Annotated in this window: 15 protein-coding genes; 9 read left to right on the top strand and 6 right to left on the bottom strand. The window is 70.7% G+C overall.

Features of this window, described 5'->3' with window-relative positions; translation table 11 throughout:
* Together ACQKIP_RS12215 and ACQKIP_RS12220 are read left to right on the top strand one after the other, a co-directional pair.
* Positions 1 to 265: YbaK/EbsC family protein (locus tag ACQKIP_RS12215; RefSeq protein ID WP_427742935.1), on the top strand; the 265-nt coding region annotated here is incomplete at its 5' end.
* Positions 258 to 380 (top strand): hypothetical protein, encoded by a 123-nt coding sequence (locus ACQKIP_RS12220; protein WP_365852853.1) that lies wholly within the window; start codon positions 258 to 260, stop codon positions 378 to 380. The genes ACQKIP_RS12215 and ACQKIP_RS12220, both read left to right, overlap by 8 nt.
* Positions 381 to 415: 35 nt before the next feature.
* Here ACQKIP_RS12220 and ACQKIP_RS12225 read toward each other — a convergent pair whose 3' ends face one another.
* The 4 genes from ACQKIP_RS12225 to ACQKIP_RS12240 form a co-directional block, all read right to left on the bottom strand.
* Entirely contained in the window at positions 416 to 1,144 is a 729-nt protein-coding gene (locus tag ACQKIP_RS12225; protein ID WP_365852851.1) for a DUF2567 domain-containing protein, read from the bottom strand.
* Between the two features lie 56 nt (positions 1,145 to 1,200).
* The gene (locus ACQKIP_RS12230; protein ID WP_427742938.1) at positions 1,201 to 2,019 is read right to left on the bottom strand and encodes an ABC transporter permease; all 819 of its coding nucleotides are present in this window, start codon (positions 2,017 to 2,019) and stop codon (positions 1,201 to 1,203) included.
* Positions 2,020 to 2,080: 61 nt separating this feature from the next.
* The gene (locus tag ACQKIP_RS12235; protein WP_427742940.1) at positions 2,081 to 3,115 is read right to left on the bottom strand and encodes an ABC transporter ATP-binding protein; all 1,035 of its coding nucleotides are present in this window, start codon (positions 3,113 to 3,115) and stop codon (positions 2,081 to 2,083) included.
* A 111-nt stretch (positions 3,116 to 3,226) separates the two neighbouring features.
* A complete protein-coding gene (locus ACQKIP_RS12240) occupies positions 3,227 to 4,504 on the bottom strand; it encodes an NYN domain-containing protein (protein WP_365852849.1) in 1,278 nt (425 codons plus the stop codon).
* 247 nt (positions 4,505 to 4,751) lie between these two features.
* On the opposite strand from ACQKIP_RS12240, the gene ACQKIP_RS12245 reads away from it, so the two are divergent.
* Complete coding sequence (locus ACQKIP_RS12245) at positions 4,752 to 4,937, top strand: hypothetical protein (protein ID WP_361188766.1); 186 nt, start codon at positions 4,752 to 4,754, stop codon at positions 4,935 to 4,937.
* Between the two features lie 73 nt (positions 4,938 to 5,010).
* On the opposite strand, the gene dnaE is transcribed toward ACQKIP_RS12245, so the two are convergent.
* The gene (gene dnaE, locus ACQKIP_RS12250; protein WP_365852847.1) at positions 5,011 to 8,553 is read right to left on the bottom strand and encodes a DNA polymerase III subunit alpha; all 3,543 of its coding nucleotides are present in this window, start codon (positions 8,551 to 8,553) and stop codon (positions 5,011 to 5,013) included.
* 202 nt (positions 8,554 to 8,755) lie between these two features.
* Between dnaE and ACQKIP_RS12255 the strand changes: the two genes are divergently transcribed.
* From ACQKIP_RS12255 to ACQKIP_RS12275, 5 genes are all read left to right on the top strand, one after another.
* The gene (locus ACQKIP_RS12255) at positions 8,756 to 10,084 is read left to right on the top strand and encodes a DUF2252 domain-containing protein (RefSeq protein ID WP_365852845.1); all 1,329 of its coding nucleotides are present in this window, start codon (positions 8,756 to 8,758) and stop codon (positions 10,082 to 10,084) included.
* A gap of 79 nt (positions 10,085 to 10,163) precedes the next feature.
* Positions 10,164 to 10,850: a hypothetical protein gene (locus ACQKIP_RS12260; protein ID WP_365852843.1), complete on the top strand. Its 687-nt coding sequence runs from the start codon at positions 10,164 to 10,166 to the stop codon at positions 10,848 to 10,850.
* Positions 10,851 to 10,894: 44 nt separating this feature from the next.
* On the top strand, positions 10,895 to 11,713 hold the full coding sequence (locus ACQKIP_RS12265; RefSeq protein WP_365852841.1) for a thioredoxin domain-containing protein: 819 nt from the start codon (positions 10,895 to 10,897) through the stop codon (positions 11,711 to 11,713).
* A gap of 78 nt (positions 11,714 to 11,791) precedes the next feature.
* Entirely contained in the window at positions 11,792 to 13,450 is a 1,659-nt protein-coding gene (locus tag ACQKIP_RS12270; protein ID WP_365852839.1) for an alkaline phosphatase D family protein, read from the top strand.
* Positions 13,451 to 13,491: 41 nt separating this feature from the next.
* Positions 13,492 to 15,009 (top strand): serine/threonine-protein kinase, encoded by a 1,518-nt coding sequence (locus ACQKIP_RS12275; protein WP_365852837.1) that lies wholly within the window; start codon positions 13,492 to 13,494, stop codon positions 15,007 to 15,009.
* A 16-nt stretch (positions 15,010 to 15,025) separates the two neighbouring features.
* On the opposite strand, the gene ACQKIP_RS12280 is transcribed toward ACQKIP_RS12275, so the two are convergent.
* Positions 15,026 to 15,595, bottom strand: a complete 570-nt coding sequence (locus tag ACQKIP_RS12280) for a dienelactone hydrolase family protein (protein WP_365852835.1) — start codon at positions 15,593 to 15,595, stop codon at positions 15,026 to 15,028.
* A 30-nt stretch (positions 15,596 to 15,625) separates the two neighbouring features.
* Between ACQKIP_RS12280 and ACQKIP_RS12285 the strand changes: the two genes are divergently transcribed.
* Positions 15,626 to 16,717 carry a mechanosensitive ion channel family protein gene (locus tag ACQKIP_RS12285; RefSeq protein WP_365852833.1) on the top strand — a complete coding sequence of 364 codons (1,092 nt, stop codon included), beginning with the start codon at positions 15,626 to 15,628 and terminating at the stop codon, positions 16,715 to 16,717.
* Positions 16,718 to 16,732: the final 15 nt, after the last annotated feature.

The raw sequence follows: 16,732 nt of genomic DNA on the forward strand, positions 1-16,732 counted from the left end.
TCTCAAGGCCCTGGCCACGGCGGTCTCCGGCAAGCGCGCGGTGATGGCGGACCCGGCCGCGGCCGAACGCACCACGGGCTATGTACGGGGCGGCATCTCACCCCTCGGCCAGCGCAAGAAGCTGCGGACCGTCCTGGACGACTCGGCGTCCTCGCACGCCACGATCTGCGTGTCGGCGGGCCGCAGGGGCCTGGAGGTGGAGCTGGCACCCGGCGACCTGGCCCGCCTCACGGCCGCGGTGCTGGCACCGATCGGGCGTGAATAGACCCTCGACGGGGTCCTCCGGCTCGACTAGTACCACCCTCATGTCGAAGAAGACGCGCAAGAGGAAGTGGCGGGTGCGCAAGGGCAAGGCCAACCACGGCAAGCGCCCCGCCTGACCGCGGTACGGCACCGGCCTGCGTCCGGGGCGTTCTCACGCCCCGGCGGAGTCCGAACGGCCGTCGGCCCGGCCGGGCTCCCCGTAGGGCGCGGCGTCCCCGTACGGAGCACCGCCGCCGTAGGGCGCGGAATCTCCGTAAGGCAGGGGGTAGGGCTCGGGGTCACGCGGCCCGAAGAGCCCGGTCAGGCCCAGGTGCACGAGGAGCGCGGCCACGGGCCAGGCGAGGAGCGCGCCCTTCGCCTTGAGCTCCAGGGGAGCGTCGAACGCGACGCCCTCGCCCACGGCCTTGGCATGGGCGGCGACATCCGTCTCGGGCCCGAGGAAGACGCCCAGGCGCCAGGCGAGCACGGCCCCGAGGAGCCCTCCTGCCGTGAGGCCGAGGACCAGCGGGATCCCGCCCCGCTTGCGCAGCAGGAACACCACGGCGCCGGTCACCGCGCCGAAGACGAGCGCGAGCAGCGCGAACGTTCCGTCGACCCCGATCGCCTGCTCCCCCTCGGTGTCCTTGAGGTACACCGCCTTGTCGTCGGCCACCAGCGGGACCCGCGGCGCGAGCCACAACCACAGCAGGCCGAGCAGGACGCCGCAGACAGCGACCGCGACCATGATCACTACGGCCTGCCGCACTTCGGTCTTCATGCCGGGACCGTCCTCCTCGTCCGCCGGAGAGGGAACGGCTCCGGACGGCTGGGCAGTCTGCTGCCAGGTTTCGTGCGGGGGACGGCCGTGGGGCGGCTGGGAGGGCGTCAGCGGTGCAGTCACCCACACATGGTGCCAGTACTACCTGATTACCGCTTCACCGCACAGGCGGGGTCGCGTCACCGTACGGCCGCGCGGCGGTACGCCCAGGTGGCGATCGCGAGCGAGGCGACGCCGACCCCCGCGCACACCGCGAGATCCAGGGCGACGGCCGCCCAGTCCGGATGCGGCCCAAACGTACGGGCGAACGCCTCGACCCCGTACGTCGAGGGCAGCAGGTCACGCGCGTACTGCAGGACGCCCGGCATCCGCTCGGCCGGGAGCACGCCGAGCAGCAGCGCCGCCGACATGCCCAGCTGGCCGAGGAGGGTGGCGAGTTCGGGCCGCGGCGCGAGCAGCCCGAGGGCGGCGCCGAGCCCGGCGAGCGCGGCACCGGCCAGCGGGATCACCGCGGCGAGCACCCACAGGTGCCCCAGCGGAAGCCCGAAGAGGCCGCATCCGACGACCGCGGTGACGACGGTGCCCGGCACGGTGAACGAGGCATAGGCGGCCGCGGCGCCGAGGACCACGGCGGCGGGCGGCACGGGCAGCGTGGCGTAGTGGTCGAGGCCGCCGTCGGCCCGCAGCTGCCCGAAGTACTGGGCCAGCAGGTTGAGCGCGACGAACGCCACGACGAGGACCGAGGAACCGGCGACGACGGCGCGCGCCTCGCCGCCCCCGTCGACCACGCCCCGCATCAGGATCATGATCCCGACGGACTGGAAGGTCGCCACGAAGAGCAGCGGAATCCGCGCGACCCGCGCCCGGGACAGCTGCGCCCGGTAGACGGCCGCGAGCGCGGGAAAGAGCCGCGCACGGGGTCCCAGGGGCGCGGCGGCTTCGACCTGCCGCTCGCGGTCGTCGGCCCGCACCGCGGCTTCCAGGGGAACGGCACTCACCGAACGACCCTCCTGCTGTTGCTGTTCGTCCGCCTGCTGCTGTTCGCCGGCCCGGCGAAGGTCATGCCTTCACCAGCCCTTCTCCGTTGCCGCCCAGTGCGAGATACACGTCCTCCAGGCTCGGTGTGGCCAGTGTGAAGTCGTCCAGGGCGGCGAAGGCCTCGCCGCCGGTGACCGCCGCCACGGCGGCCCGCGCCTCGTCCGGGGCGAGCCGCAGGGACCACCGCCGCCCGGACTCGACCGCGGAGGAGCGCAGCGCGGCGACCTCGGGGACGTCGAGCGGTGCCCGCTCCCGCCACACGAGCTCCACCCGCACTTCGCCCGCCACCTGCTCCTTCAGCCCCACGGGGCTGTCGCAGGCGATGACCTTGCCGTGGTCGAGCACGGCGACGCGGTCCATGACCGTCTCGGCCTCGATGACGTTGTGCGTGACGAGAAGGACCGTCGTGCCGCGCTCGGCCCTGCGCCGGTCGACGGCGCCCCAGACGGCGCGCCGCGCGATCGGGTCCATGCCGGTCGTCGGCTCGTCGAGGACGAGCAGCGGCCGCTCCCCCACCAGGGCGGTGGCGAAGCAGGCGAGTCTGCGCTGGCCGCCGGAGAGCTTCTTCAGGGGCCGCGAGGCGAGCGGGGTGAGCGCCAGCTCTTCGAGTACGTCGTCCCGCTCGGCCCGCGCCGCGCGCACGTCGAGGCCGCGCAGGCGCGCGGTCGTCTCGACGGCGAGCGAGACGGTCAGCTCGTCGAGCGCGGTGGACTCCTGCCCCAGATACGCGAGGATCCGCGCGGCCCGCTCGGGGTGGCGCAGGATGTCGTGCCCGAGGATCTCGACGCTCCCGCTGTCGGGCCGCATCAGGCCGGTCAGCTGGCGTACGAGGGTGGACTTGCCGGCGCCGTTGGGTCCGAGCAGGCCGAAGATCTCGCCGCGCCTGACCTCCAGGCTGATGCCGTCGGTGGCGCGCACCTCGGGCGTCGCGGGCGTGCCGCGCCTGCCGCGGGCGGCCGGATATGTCTTGACGAGGTCGCGCACCGCGCAGACGGCATCACTGCCGTGACCCTGTCGGAGCCCCTGTCGGACTCCCTGTGCCGAGCGCGTACTCACGAAGGACGAGGGTACGGGGTCCGGCGGCCGGTCCGGCGCCCGGGGCGCCCCGTACGCCCCGTATCAGTCATCTGCGGTGGTCTTACGTCACCCGTTGGCGTGCAGGCGCGGTCACTCGCCGGAGCGATCGCCCACCGGCGCGTGCTCGACCGCCGTGTGGACGTCGATCTCGCGCCAGAAGCCCGCCCTGATCGCGTACCGGTCGTGTTCGTCGATCTGGTCGTCCTTGTGGGCGAGCAGTCCGAAGCGGGCCGCGTAGCGCAGGAGCTCGCCGTCGACGCGGTGCGGGATGCGCGGGTACATCGTCGAGAGCTTCTGGAGGTTGTGCTGTTCGGGCAGGCGGGCCATCCAGCGGCGCGCGAACACCTGCCCGACCTCGAAGGGGTCACCGCCGACGGTGGTGATGTCCTCCTCGCGGTCGGCCCAGCGCTGCTCGGCCGTCGTCAGCTGGGCGAGCGTCGGCAGGGCGGCGGCCTCGGGGCTCTCGGCGGCGCCGCCGGGGCGCTCGACCCAGCCCTTGTCGGAGGACCAGCGCAGTGTGGCGTTCGGGGGGTGCTGGGCGGCCGGTGTGCCGGGGCCGCGCAGGGCGGCCAGGTCCTTGGGGGTGGGCACGCCTTTGCCGGGCGGGATGTGGTGGGCGGCCGCGCCGTCGCCGTTCGTGCCGGCTTCGGCGTGCTGGGGGTGTTGGTCGTGTGGGGCGTGCTGGTTGGGGTGCATCCCCGCTGCCTCGTCGGCGGCCCGCTGGGCGCTGGCCGCGAGCGCGGACTCCGGCAGGGGCGCGGAGAGGATCGCGGCGATCTCGGGGCGAGGGACGGGCGAGGGCGCGCAGACGCCGGTGAGTTCCTTGGGGCGTACGGCCTTGGTGATCCAGGCCCGGTCGAGGACGCGGCGCTCGTCGGCCTCGGCCACGAGGTCCTCGGACTGGTTGTAGTCGCCGTCGGCGGCCTGCACGGCCCACAGGTGGACGGCGACGCCGTGCTCCTTGGCGGCCATCATGCCGGGCAGCAGGTCCCCGTCGCCGGTGACGAGCACGATGTCCGAGCAGGCGCGGTTGCGGGCCAGCTCCGTCAGCTCGGCGTGCATGGCGGCGTCCACGCCCTTCTGGGCCCACCGTCCGTCGCTGCGGGTCAGGGCGCCGAGCCGGACCGTCACGCGGGGCATGACCCGCAGCCTGCGGTGCTCGGGCTGGGGCACCCGGTCGGGGGCGCCGTCGAACCAGTAGATCCGGAGCAGAGGGCGCTCGGTGTCGGATTCCGCGCGCTCGCGGATGCCCTGGATCAGGGCGGTGTGATCGACGGTGATCCGGGACCGCGACGGCTCGCCCGCGAGGAGACTCGCGGCGGCACCCAGCAGATACCCGGCGTCCACCAGGACGATGCAGCGGTCCACGCGATCCACCCTCTTTCCCTGGAGATTCCCTGGAAGCAATGGTTCGGGTTTCCTTCGAGTCTGCCCGACCCTGCGGAGGTTAACGGCCGGAACTCGATCTTCGGCGTGGCGTATCGCGACTTCACTCTTCGGCAGGGCCCCGACAGGGCTTATTACGCACGGTAATTCTCTGAAATGCGCAGCTTGTCGCCATATGTGAATCTGGTCGCGTCCTGGCCCCCAGATTTCCTTCAGGAGGAAGATCACTATGGCCAAGAACAAGAACCGCAAGCAGGGCGGCGAGCAGAACCGCGCGTCGGCCGCGGAGCAGGCGCAGGAGCAGGCCAAGTCGTCCGCGGAGCAGGCCGAGCAGCGGGTGCAGTCCGCGGTTCAGTCGCAGGGCAGCCCGGCGGAGGTCGCCCGCAAGCACCAGCGACGCTTCGGTCACAACTGACGGGCGCACAGGCGTATATGCGTGAAGGGGCGCACCCGGATTTCCGGGTGCGCCCCTTCATACGGTTCCGGGCCTACCCGGCCAGACAGGACGCTCCGAGCAGCACCTTCAGATCGCCGAAGAGGGCCGCGTCCGGTTGCACGCGGTGACGGTCGAGCCGCAGCACGGTCGTCTTCTGCGCCCCCTGGAGCTTGATCCGCACCTCGCTGTTGCCCCGGTGGTGGCTGAGAATCTCACCGAGGCGGCTGACCATCGGCGGGGTCACCCGCACCGTCGGGATGGTGATCAGGACGGGCGCGTTGGTGCCCGCGTTCGACAGGTCGGGGACCTGCATCTCCATGGCGACGAGCCGCGGCACGTCCTCGCGCTTGTCCAGGCGGCCCTTGACGAACACCACGGCGTCCTCGACGAGTTGCGTCGACACCAGCTGGTAGGTCGCCGGGAAGAACATGCACTCGATGGAGCCCGCGAGGTCCTCGACGGTCGCGATCGCCCAGGCGTTGCCCTGCTTGGTCATCTTGCGCTGGAGGCCGGAGATGATGCCGCCGATGGTGACGATCGAGCCGTCCGAGTAGTCACCGCCGGTGAGCTGGCCGATGCCCGCGTCGGCCTTGTCGGACAGGACGTGTTCCAGGCCGAAGAGCGGGTGGTCGGAGACGTACAGACCGAGCATCTCCCGCTCCTGGGCGAGGAGATACGTCTTCTCCCACTCGTCGGTGGAGAACTCCACGTCGAGGCCGAAGCCCGGCTCGTCGCCGCCGCCCTCGTCGCCCATCCCTCCGAAGAGGTCGAACTGCCCTTCCGCTTCCTTGCGCTTGACCGCCACGACGTTGTCGATCATCGGCTCGTACTGCGCGGTCAGGCCCTTGCGGGTGTGCCCCATGGTGTCGAAGGCGCCCGCCTTGATCAGCGACTCCGTGGTCCGCTTGTTGCAGGCGGCGGCCTCGACCTTGTCGAGGTAGTCGGGGAAGGAGGCGAACTTCCCCTTGGCCTTGCGGGAGCGGACGATCGACTCGACGACGTTCGTGCCGACGTTACGGACGGCTTCGAGGCCGAAGAGGATCACGTCGTCGCCCTGGGCGGCGAAGTTGTGCACGGACTCGTTCACGTTCGGCGGCAGGACCTTGATGCCCATGCGCCGGCATTCGTTGAGATAGACGGCCGACTTGTCCTTGTCGTCCTTCACCGAGGTGAGCAGGGCGGCCATGTACTCGGCGGGGTAGTTCGCCTTGAGGTAGGCGGTCCAGTACGTGACGAGGCCGTACGCGGAGGAGTGCGCCTTGTTGAACGCGTATCCGGCGAAGGGGACCAGGACGTCCCACAGGGCCTGGATCGCGGCGTCCGAGTAGCCGTTCTTCCGGGCGCCCGCCTGGAAGAGGACGAAGTTCTTCTCCAGCTCCTCGGGCTTCTTCTTGCCCATCACGCGGCGCAGGATGTCGGCTTCGCCCAGCGAGTAGCCGGCGATGATCTGCGCGGCCTTCTGCACCTGCTCCTGGTACACGATCAGGCCGTAGGTCAGGCCGAGCGTCTCCTTCAGGGGCTCTTCGAGCTCCGGGTGGATCGGCGTGATCTCCTGGCGGCCGTTCTTGCGCTCCGCGTAGTTGATGTGCGAGTTCATGCCCATCGGGCCCGGCCGGTACAGGGCCGAGACGGCGGAAATGTCCTCGAAGTTGTCGGGCTGCATCTGGCGGAGCAGCGAACGCATCGGCCCGCCGTCGAACTGGAAGACGCCCAGCGTGTCACCGCGGCAGAGCAGTTCGAAGGTCTTGGGGTCGTCGAGCGGGAGCGAGAGCATCTCCAGGTCGATGCCCTTGTCGTTGCGCACCATCTTGACGGCGTCGTCCATGATGGTGAGGTTGCGCAGGCCCAGGAAGTCCATCTTGAGCAGGCCGAGCGACTCGCACTGGGGGTAGTCCCACTGCGTGATCGTCACGCCGTCCGTGTGCCGCACCCAGATCGGCGCGTGGTCCACGATCGGCTCGCTGGACATGATCACGCCGGCCGCGTGCACGCCCATCTGCCGGACCAGGCCCTCGACGCCCTTGGCGGTGTCGATGACCTTCTTCACGTCCGGTTCGTTCTCGTACATCCCCCGGATCTCGCCCGCCTCGCTGTAGCGCGGGTGCTTGGTGTCGGTGATGCCGGAGAGGTCGATGCCCTTGCCCAGGACGTCGGCGGGCATGGCCTTGGTGAGGCGGTCGCCCATCGCGTACGGATATCCGAGCACGCGCGCGGAGTCCTTGATGGCGTTCTTCGCCTTGATCTTTCCGTACGTGCCGATCATGGCGACCTTGTCGGCGCCGTACTTCTCGGTCACGTACCTGATCACTTCGACGCGCCTGCGCTCGTCGAAGTCGATGTCGACATCGGGCATGGACACGCGCTCGGGGTTCAGGAACCGCTCGAAGATCAGGCCGTGCGTGATGGGGTCGAGGTCGGTGATGCCCATGGCGTACGCGACGATCGAACCGGCCGCGGAGCCTCGGCCGGGGCCGACCGCGATGCCGTTGTTCTTGGCCCACATGATGAAGTCGGCGACCACCAGGAAGTACCCCGGGAACCCCATCTGGATGATGATGTCCATCTCGTACTCGGCCTGCTTCTGCCGGTCCTCGGGGACACCTTCCGGGTAGCGGCGGCCCATGCCGACCCGGACCTCCTCCTGGAACCAGGTGACCTCGGTGAAGCCGTCCGGGATCTCGAACTTGGGCATCAGGTCGCGCTTCTCGAACATCCCGGTGGTGTCGATCTGCTCGGCCACCAGGAGCGTGTTGCGGCAGCCCTCCTGCCAGGCGTCCGAGGAGTCGATGGCGTACATCTCGTCCGTGGACTTGAGGTAATAGCCGGTGCCGTCGAAGCGGAAGCGGTCCGGGTCCGAGAGGTTCTTGCCGGTCTGGATGCACAGCAGGGCGTCGTGCGCGACGGACTCATGGGCGTACGTGTAGTGCGAGTCGTTCGTCACCAGCGGCGGGATGCCGAGCTTCTTGCCGACCCGGAGCAGGTCGTCGCGGACCCGGCGCTCGATGTCGATGCCGTGGTCCATCAGCTCCAGGAAGTACCGGTCCTTGCCGAAGATGTCCTGGTATTCGGCGGCGGCCTTGACCGCCTCGTCGAACTGGCCGAGGCGCAGCCGGGTCTGGAGCTCTCCGGAGGGGCAGCCGGTGGAGGCGATCAGGCCCTCCGACCACTGGGAGATCGTCTCCTTGTCCATGCGCGGCCACTTCTGGAGCCAGCCCTCGGCATACGCGTCCGAGGAGAGCCGGAAGAGGTTGTGCAGGCCCGTGCTGTTCGCCGCCCAGATCGTCTTGTGGGTGTAACCACCCGAACCGGACACGTCGTCCCGCTTCTGGTGCGGCTGGCCCCACTTGATCTTCCGCTTGTTGCGGCGGGACTCCGGGGCCACATACGCCTCGATGCCGATGATCGGCGTGACGCCCGCCTTCTGCGCGGAGTGGAAGAAGTCGTACGCCCCGTGGAGGTTGCCGTGGTCGGACATGGCGACGTGCGTCATGCCCATCTCATTACAGGCGTTGAACATGTCCTTGAGCCGCGCGGCACCGTCCAGCAGCGAGTACTGGGTGTGGACGTGGAGGTGCGTAAAGGGCGGCTTGGTCACGGCGGGAGGCCTCCGGGAAACTATCGGCATCAGGCTGCGGGCAGTCTGGGGGGACAGCGTGGAAGTCTAATCCGGAGCGCTGACAACCGACGGGCACTCGGGGGTACCGTCGTGCGTTGGACAGGTCGGAACACCTGTCCCAAATGTTCGGAACACCCGTCCCACAGGTCAAGCACGACCCTGTACCAGGAGGCACCCCGCGATGTCGGACCCGCAGCCCACCGCTGAGCAGCGCGGCGAGCAGATCCTCTCCGTCTTCGACACCGCGTTCGGCGAGCTGCTGGCCGCGGACCCGGCCGCGTTCCGCGTGAAGTTCCGGAAGATGGCCGCCTCCGCCTTCGCGTTCTACCGCGGCACGGCCTGCCTCTTCTACGGGGACCTGGAGCGCGAGCAGCACGGCGGTCCGTACCTGGACGAGCGCACGGGCCGGGTGTGGATCCACGGCGATCTGCACGCGGAGAACTTCGGCACGTACATGGACGCCCAGGGCCGCCTGATCTTCAACGTGAACGACTTCGACGAGGCGTACGTCGGCCCCTTCACCTGGGACCTGAAGCGCTTCGCCGCCTCCGTGGCCCTGATCGGGTACACGAAGGCGCTCAGCGACGAGCAGATCACCGACCTGGTCCGGATATACGCCGCGGCGTACCGCGAGCGGATCCACGACCTGGCAACCGGCGCCAAGAGCGACGAGGTGCCGCCCTTCACCCTGGACACCGCCCAGGGCCCGCTCCTGGACGCGCTGCGCGACGCGCGCTCGCTGACCCGCTTCGGGCTCCTGGAGTCCATGACGGAGATCCGCGACTTCGAGCGCCGCTTCGCGCCCGGCGGCGGCTCCATCGAGCTCGACGCGGCCACGCGCTACAAGGTGCTCGCCGCCTTCGACGGCTATCTGGAGACGCTGCCCGAGTCCTCGCTGACCCGCCCCGACTCGTACCGGGTCAAGGACGTCGTCGGACGCCGCGGCATCGGCATCGGCTCCGCGGGCCTGCCGTCGTACAACATCCTCCTCGAGGGCAACAGCGACGCCCTGGAGAACGACGTCGTGATCTACCTCAAGCAGGCCCAGACCCCGGCCGTCTCGCGGCACATCACCGACGGGGCCGCCCGTGACTACTTCCGGCACGAGGGCCACCGCACGGTCATCTCGCAGCGCGCGCTCCAGGCGCACGCCGACCCGTGGCTGGGCTGGACCGAGCTGGACGGCGCCGGACAGCTGGTCGCCGAGGTCTCTCCGTACGCGGTGGACCTGGACTGGTCGGACATCGACGACTGGGACGAGATCGCCGCGGTCATCGCCGACCTGGGCCGCGCCACCGCCACGATGCACTCCGCCGCGGACGACGAGAGCGGCCACTCGGACCTGGTGCCGTTCTCCACGGAGCGCGCCATCGACGCCGCCATCGCCGCCGACGAGGAGGGCTTCGCAGACCTGCTCGTGGACTTCGCCCATGAGTACGGCGCACGGGCCCGCAGGGACCACCAGATCTTCGTCGACCTCTTCCGCAACGGCCGGATCCCGGGTCTGTAGGCATGAAGCCGGGGCCATGTAACTCATAGGCACCCTTTAGGGCTGCCTTACGGGAGCTCATGGCACACTCGGCTGCGCGATGGACATATCCGGGACCCAGCTCAGAGCCGTGCGCGCGGCGCTCTTCACGACGCTCGTCGTGACGCTCTCCGCCGCGTCGCACGTGCTGCTCTCGCGCGCCCCGCTGCCGCTGACGACCGTCGCCGTGATCGCCGCCGCGGTCTTCGTCATCGCGTACGCACTGGCGGGGCGCGAGCGCGATTACGGCCGCATCGCCGCCCTGCTCATCCCGCTGGAGCTGGCCGCCGACACGGTGTTCACCACGGGCCAGCACGTCTGTTACGGCCAGGCGGGCGGGCCCGTCGCGGGTCCGCTGCGCTCCGTCGGCTTCGACGTGCTGTGCGGCGGCGGCAGCGTCGGCACCCCGCTGGCCCGGGTGACCGGCGGCGACGGACACCGCGCCGCCGTGCTGCTCGCCGACGCCGAGCCGGGCGCCGCCTGGCTGCTGCTCGGCGCGCACATCGGGGTCGGCCTGCTCGCGGCGTTCTGGCTGCGCCGCGGCGAGCGCGCGCTGGCCCAGCTGCTGCGCGCGGTGGCGGCCTCCACCTTCCGGCCGCTGCTCGTCGCGGTCGCCGCGGTGAGCAGCCGCCCGCGGCCCGTCCGCCGCGCCCCGCGCCCCGCCCGCCGGGTCCGGGCCGCGCGGACCCGGCTTCTCGTGCACTTCGTGGGACGGCGTGGACCGCCGTGCTCGGCCGCCTTCGCCTGAGCACCACCGTCCCCACGCACTTCATTCCTACGGAGAACATCATCATGAGCAAGCGCAACAGTCAGGCGGCCAAGTCGGCGGCTCGCGAGCGGATCCGCGCCCAGCAGGAAGCCGAGCGCAAGCGGCAGAAGCGGAAGCGGTCGATGATCGTCGGCGTCTCCGTCGTCGCGGTCCTGGCGATCGCGGGCGGCATCGGCTACGCCGTCATGCAGGCCAACAAGCCCGGCCACTGGGAGGCCGCCGCCGACGAGAAGCTCGTCAAGCCGGCGAACTCCGAGGGCACGCAGGGCACGACCGTCGTCCTCGGCAAGGACAGCGCCAAGAAGACCCTCAAGGTCTACGAGGACCCGCGCTGCCCGGTCTGCGCCAGCTTCGAGCAGACGGTCGGCCCGACGGTCGAGAAGGACCTGAAGGACGGCAAGTACAAGATCCAGTTCATCGGGGCCAGCTTCCTGGACCGCAACCTCACCGGCGAGGGCTCCAAGAACGCGCTCAGCGCCCTTGGTGCCGCCCTGAACGTGAGCGACCAGGCGTTCCTCGACTACAAGAAGGCGTTGTTCTCCAAGGAGAACCACCCCGAGGAGACGACCGACAAGTTCAAGGACGACTCCTACCTGACCAAGATCGCGGACCAGGTCCCCGAGCTCAAGAAGAGCAAGACCTTCGCGAAGGACGTCAAGAACGGCACGTACGACCGCTGGGCCCTTGAGATGTCGAAGAAGTTCGACGACAACAAGGACGGCGTGGAGGGCACCCCCTCCTTCGTCATGGACGGCAAGAAGCTGACCGGCCCCGACAAGAAGAACGCCCCCTCGACGGTCGAGGACTACAAGAAGGCCGTCGACGAGGCACTCAAGGCCTGACGCACTTCACCGAAGAGCGGGCGAACGTTTCACCGTTCGCCCGCTCTTGGCGATTACCGATCAGTAAGGTGATCGCCCGTGACCAGTCGAAACAGCGCCTCCAGATCGCTCAACCTCCCGGCCCCGCGCCGCCGTACGGTCGTCAAGGCCGCTGCCGCCACCGCGGCCCTCGCCCCGCTCGCCGGGGTCCCTCTCGCCCATGCCGCCGAAGGGCCCGCGTTCCACCACGGGGTCGCTTCGGGCGACCCGCTGCCCGACGGCGTCCTGCTGTGGACCCGCGTGACGCCGGTGCCGGAGGCCACGCCGGGGTCCGGCAAGGGGCCGGACGTGACGGTGAGCTGGGAGATCGCCGAGGACAAGGGCTTCACCCGGGTCGTCGGCCGCGGCAGCACGACCGCGCGGGTCGCGGCCGACCACACGGTCAAGGCCGACGTAAGGGGCCTGAGCCCTGCCACCGCCTATTACTTCCGCTTCTCCGCGGGGGACGCGCAGTCCCCCGTGGGCCGCACCCGCACCACCCCCGCCCACGAGGCATCGGCCCCCGGCGTCCGCTTCGGCGTGGTGTCCTGCGCCAACTGGGAGGCCGGCTACTTCTCCGCCTACCGCCATCTCGCCGCCCGCACCGAGCTCGACGCGGTGCTGCACATCGGCGACTACATCTACGAGTACCAGAGCGGCGAGTACCCGGCCGCCGAGTACGGAGTACGGCAGCACGAGCCGCGGCACGAGATCGTCAGCCTGGCCGACTACCGCATCCGGCACGGCGTCCACAAGACCGACCCGGACGCGCAGGCCATGCACGCCGTGCACCCCCTGATCGCGATCTGGGACGACCACGAGTTCGCCGACAACACCTGGTCGGGCGGCGCGGTGAACCACTCCCCCGACACCGAGGGCGGCTGGGCGCAGCGCATGGCGGCCGCCAAGCAGGCGTACTTCGAGTGGATGCCCGTACGCCCGTCCACCGAAGGGACCGTCTACCGCCGGCTGCGCTTCGGCAAGCTGGCCGATCTGCACCTGCTCGACCTGCGCTCCTTCCGCTCCGAGCAGGCGGGCTTCGGCAGCGGTGACGTGGACGACCCGGACCGTACGATCACGGGCCGCGCCCAGCTGGACTGGCTGAAGACGGGGCTCGCCGCGTCCGACGCCTCCTGGAAGCTGGTCGGCACCTCGGTGATGATCTCGCCGGTCGCGTTCGGCTCCGTACCGGCCCATCTGCTCGAACCCATCGCGGAGTTGCTCGGCCTGCCCAAGGAGGGCCTGGCCATCAACGCCGACCAGTGGGACGGCTACACCGACGACCGCAAGGAGCTCATCTCGCACCTGGTCGACAAGGCCGTCCGGAACACGGTCTTCCTCACCGGCGACATCCACATGGCCTGGGCGAACGACGTGCCGGTACGGGCCGCCACGTACCCCGGATCGCCCTCCGCGGCGACGGAGTTCGTGGTCACGTCCGTGACCTCGGACAATGTGGACGACATCCTGCACGTCGCCCCGCACACCCTCTCGCTGGTCGCGGTGGGCGCGGTGAAGGCGGCCAACCGCCATGTGAAGTGGCTGGACATGGACTCGCACGGCTACGGCGTCCTCGACGTCACCGCCGAGCGCTCGCAGATGGACTACTACGTCCTGTCCGACCGCAAGGACCCCCGGGCGACGTCCAGGTGGGCCCGTTCGTACCGCACCCTGAGCGGCACCCAGAAGGTCGAGCGGGCGTACTCACCGGTGCGCTGACCGGGTCACCCGCCTCCGGTGGCGCCCTCTACTCTTGTGCCATGAGTGACCCGGGGGATGTGGTGGACGGTCGCTTCGAGCTCCTCGAGCGGCTCGGCAGCGGAGGCATGGGCACGGTGTGGCGGGCACGCGACACCGTGCTGCACCGCGAGGTGGCCGTCAAAGAGGTGCGGCCCGCACGGCACGAGCTGACGGACGAGCAGTCGCGCGTCCTGCGGGAACGGGTGCTTCGCGAAGCCAGGGCACTGGCCCGCCTCAACCACCCGCATGTCGTGACGATCCATCACATCGTGGACACGGGCCCGCACCCCTGGCTCGTGATGGAGCTGCTGCCGGGGCGCACGCTCCAGGACCTCCTGGAGCAGGGCACGCTGGCGCCGCACGAGGCCGCGCGCATCGGCCGCGAGCTGCTCTCGGCACTGCGCGTCGCCCACGCGGCGGGCATCTGGCACCGCGACGTGAAGCCGGCGAACGTACTGCTGCGCGACGAAGTGCCGGGCGGCGCGGGCGCCTCCGTGGTCCTCACCGACTTCGGCATCGCCTCGCTGCTCGGCTCCACGCAGCTCACCGAGACCGGCGATCTGATCGGCTCCCCCGAATACATCGCGCCCGAGCGCATCCGCGGCACGGACCAGGGCCCGCCTGCCGACCTCTGGTCACTGGGCATCGTCCTCTACGTCGCCGTGGAGGGCGTCAGCCCGCTGCGCCGCGCCACGACGCTGGCCACGCTCGCCGCCGTCCTCGACGAGCCGGTGCCCGCGCCGGTGCGCTCGGGGCCGCTCGCCCCGGTCCTGACCGCCCTCCTGGTGCGCGACCCGGCGCTGCGCCCGGACGCCGGACGCCTGGACGCGATGCTCGCCGCGGTGGCGAACGGCATCGCCTGGCAGCCGACGGAGACTTCGCAGCGGCCGCCCGCCACGGTGGAGGCACCGCCGCCCGCCGCGGTGGGGACGCCGCCGCCCGCCGCAGTGGGGACGCCGCCGCCCGCCGCGCCCCGAAGACGTAAGTCCGTGATCGTCGCGGCGGCCGCCGTGGCGCTCGCCGTGGTCGCCGGTGCCGCGCTCGTGCTCACGCTGCGGCACGGCTCGGGGACGGAGGACAGGGCGCAGGGCAAGGGCGGCGGCGCGAGCGCCTCCGACAAGGCCACGCCCGAAGGCACGCCCAAGGCCTCGCCGAAACCCGCCGAGAAGCCCGGAAGCCCGGAGTCCTCCCCCGGCGCCCCGCCCGCGTCGGGCAGCTGGATCGCCCAGCTCTTCTCCGAGCCCGTCGGCTCCGGCACGGACGACCGCGACCGAAGGCTCGCGGCCGTGCGCGAGGACGTGCCGGAGGCGCGGTATCTGCGCAGCGACGACTACGCCTCGCTGCGCCCCGGCTTCTGGGTGATCTACGCTCCCGGGCCCTTCGAGGACGGCCGGGCCGCGCTGCGGTTCTGCGCCGAGCGCGGCAGGACCACCGACAAAGACTGCGCCGGGCGCTACCTCAGCACCAGCGGCGCCGACTTCGGCGTGATGTGCAAACCGCCCGCCAGCGCCCCGGTGGGACGCTGCACGCGCGCGTGAGGCGCGGGGCCCGCGGCTACAGCGTCTCCAGGAAGCCGATCGCGGTCCGCCACGTCGCCTCCGCCGCCTCGGCGTCGTAGTCGTCCAGGTCGGGGTCGGTGTAGATGTGGCCCGCGCCCGCATAGCGGTAGACCTCGACGTCGGCTCCGGCGCGGCCCATCTGGAGGTACCACGCGCTCAGCCAGTCGTCCGTCTCGAACGGGTCGGGCTCGGCGACATGCAGCTGTACCGGCAGCTCGTCCGCCGTCGCGCTCTCCGCGATGTCCGACGTGCCGTGCAGGAGCAGCAGGCCGCGGGCCTTGTCGTCGCCGAGCGCCAGGGTCTGCGCGGTCGCCGCGCCGAACGAGAAGCCCGCGTAGACCAGACCCCGCTCGGAGTAGGGCGCGGAGGCCAGAATCGCCCGCTTGAGGAGCTCGTCCTTGCCGAGCTCGTCCTTGAAGGCCATGCCTTCCTCGACGGTGGCGAAGGTGCGGCCTTCGAACAGATCGGGCGTCCACACCTCGTGCCCCTCGGCGCGCAGCCGGTCGGCCGCCGCGTGCACCGCGGGCCGCAGCCCGTACGTCGAGTGGAAAAGCATGATGTTCATGGGGCCATCGTGCCACTTACCCTCGGGGGCATGGAGAACGTACTGCGTCCGTTGATCGTGGTCGGCGGCTCGGTCGTGATCACGCTGGCCGTCGTCTGGCTGGCCGATGTGCTGCTGCGCCGTGCCGATGACCGCCACCCCGACAACCCACTGTGGGGTCTGCTGCGCCGCTGCCGGCTCCCCCTCCAACTTGTCATGTGCGCCGCCCTGCTGCGCGGCTCTTTCGAACAGGCGAAAATCGCCAAGGATCATTCCGCGGGGATCGCGCAGACCCTGACCCTGGTGCTCATCGGGTCCGTGGCCTGGCTCCTGGTCCGCATCGCGACGGCCATCGTCGAGTCCACGTACGCGCGCTACGCGGGCGCCCACCGCGATCCGGCCCGTGTGCGCCGGGTGCGTACGCAGGTCACCCTCATCCAGCGGGTGGTGACCGCGATCGTCGGCGTGGTGGCCGTCGGAGCGATGCTGCTCACCTTCCCGGCCATGCAGGCCGCCGGGACCTCACTGCTCGCCTCGGCCGGTGTGCTCGGCATCGTCGCCGGTGTCGCCGCCCAGTCCACGCTGTCCAATCTCTTCGCGGGGCTTCAGATCGCCTTCGGCGACATGGTGCGGATCGGCGACACGGTCGTCGTGGACGGCGAGTGGGGCACCGTGGACGAGATCACACTGACCTTCCTCGCCGTGCGGACCTGGGACGAGCGCCGGATCACGATGCCGGTGTCGTACTTCGTGTCCCAGCCCTTCGAGAACTGGTCGCGCGGCGGCGCCCAGATGACCGGCACGGTCTTCTTCCATCTGGACCACACCGCGCCCGTCATCGAGATGCGCGAGAAGCTCCAGGACATCCTGCGCGAGTGCGCCGCCTGGGACGGCAGGGACTGGGGCCTGGCGGTCACGGACACGACGCCGAACACGATCCAGGTCCGCGCTCTGGTGACCGCCAAGGACGCGGACGACATCTGGACGGTGCGGGTCACCGTCCGCGAGCATCTGATCCGCTGGCTGACCGAGCGGCACGCGTACGCGCTGCCGCGGGTCAACACCGCCTGGGCCGAACTGCCGCCGGAGGACGACCATCCGCATCCGCCGCCGCCGATCGTGCCGCGCACGGGCCGCGGCTGAACCCTCGCAGCCGCG

It is taken from the genome of Streptomyces sp. NPDC059900, assembly GCF_050270335.1.
Classification (GTDB): domain Bacteria; phylum Actinomycetota; class Actinomycetes; order Streptomycetales; family Streptomycetaceae; genus Streptomyces.

What these genes read in the sequence shown, in the direction of transcription:
- ACQKIP_RS12255 (WP_365852845.1), top strand. Translation starts at nt 8,756, where the DNA reads ATGTCGGACCCGCAGCCCACCGCTGAGCAGCGCGGCGAGCAGATCCTC.
- ACQKIP_RS12260 (WP_365852843.1), top strand. Translation starts at nt 10,164, where the DNA reads ATGGACATATCCGGGACCCAGCTCAGAGCCGTGCGCGCGGCGCTCTTC.
- ACQKIP_RS12245 (WP_361188766.1), top strand. Translation starts at nt 4,752, where the DNA reads ATGGCCAAGAACAAGAACCGCAAGCAGGGCGGCGAGCAGAACCGCGCG.
- ACQKIP_RS12280 (WP_365852835.1), bottom strand. Translation starts at nt 15,595, where the DNA reads ATGAACATCATGCTTTTCCACTCGACGTACGGGCTGCGGCCCGCGGTG.
- ACQKIP_RS12265 (WP_365852841.1), top strand. Translation starts at nt 10,895, where the DNA reads ATGAGCAAGCGCAACAGTCAGGCGGCCAAGTCGGCGGCTCGCGAGCGG.
- ACQKIP_RS12285 (WP_365852833.1), top strand. Translation starts at nt 15,626, where the DNA reads ATGGAGAACGTACTGCGTCCGTTGATCGTGGTCGGCGGCTCGGTCGTG.
- ACQKIP_RS12275 (WP_365852837.1), top strand. Translation starts at nt 13,492, where the DNA reads ATGAGTGACCCGGGGGATGTGGTGGACGGTCGCTTCGAGCTCCTCGAG.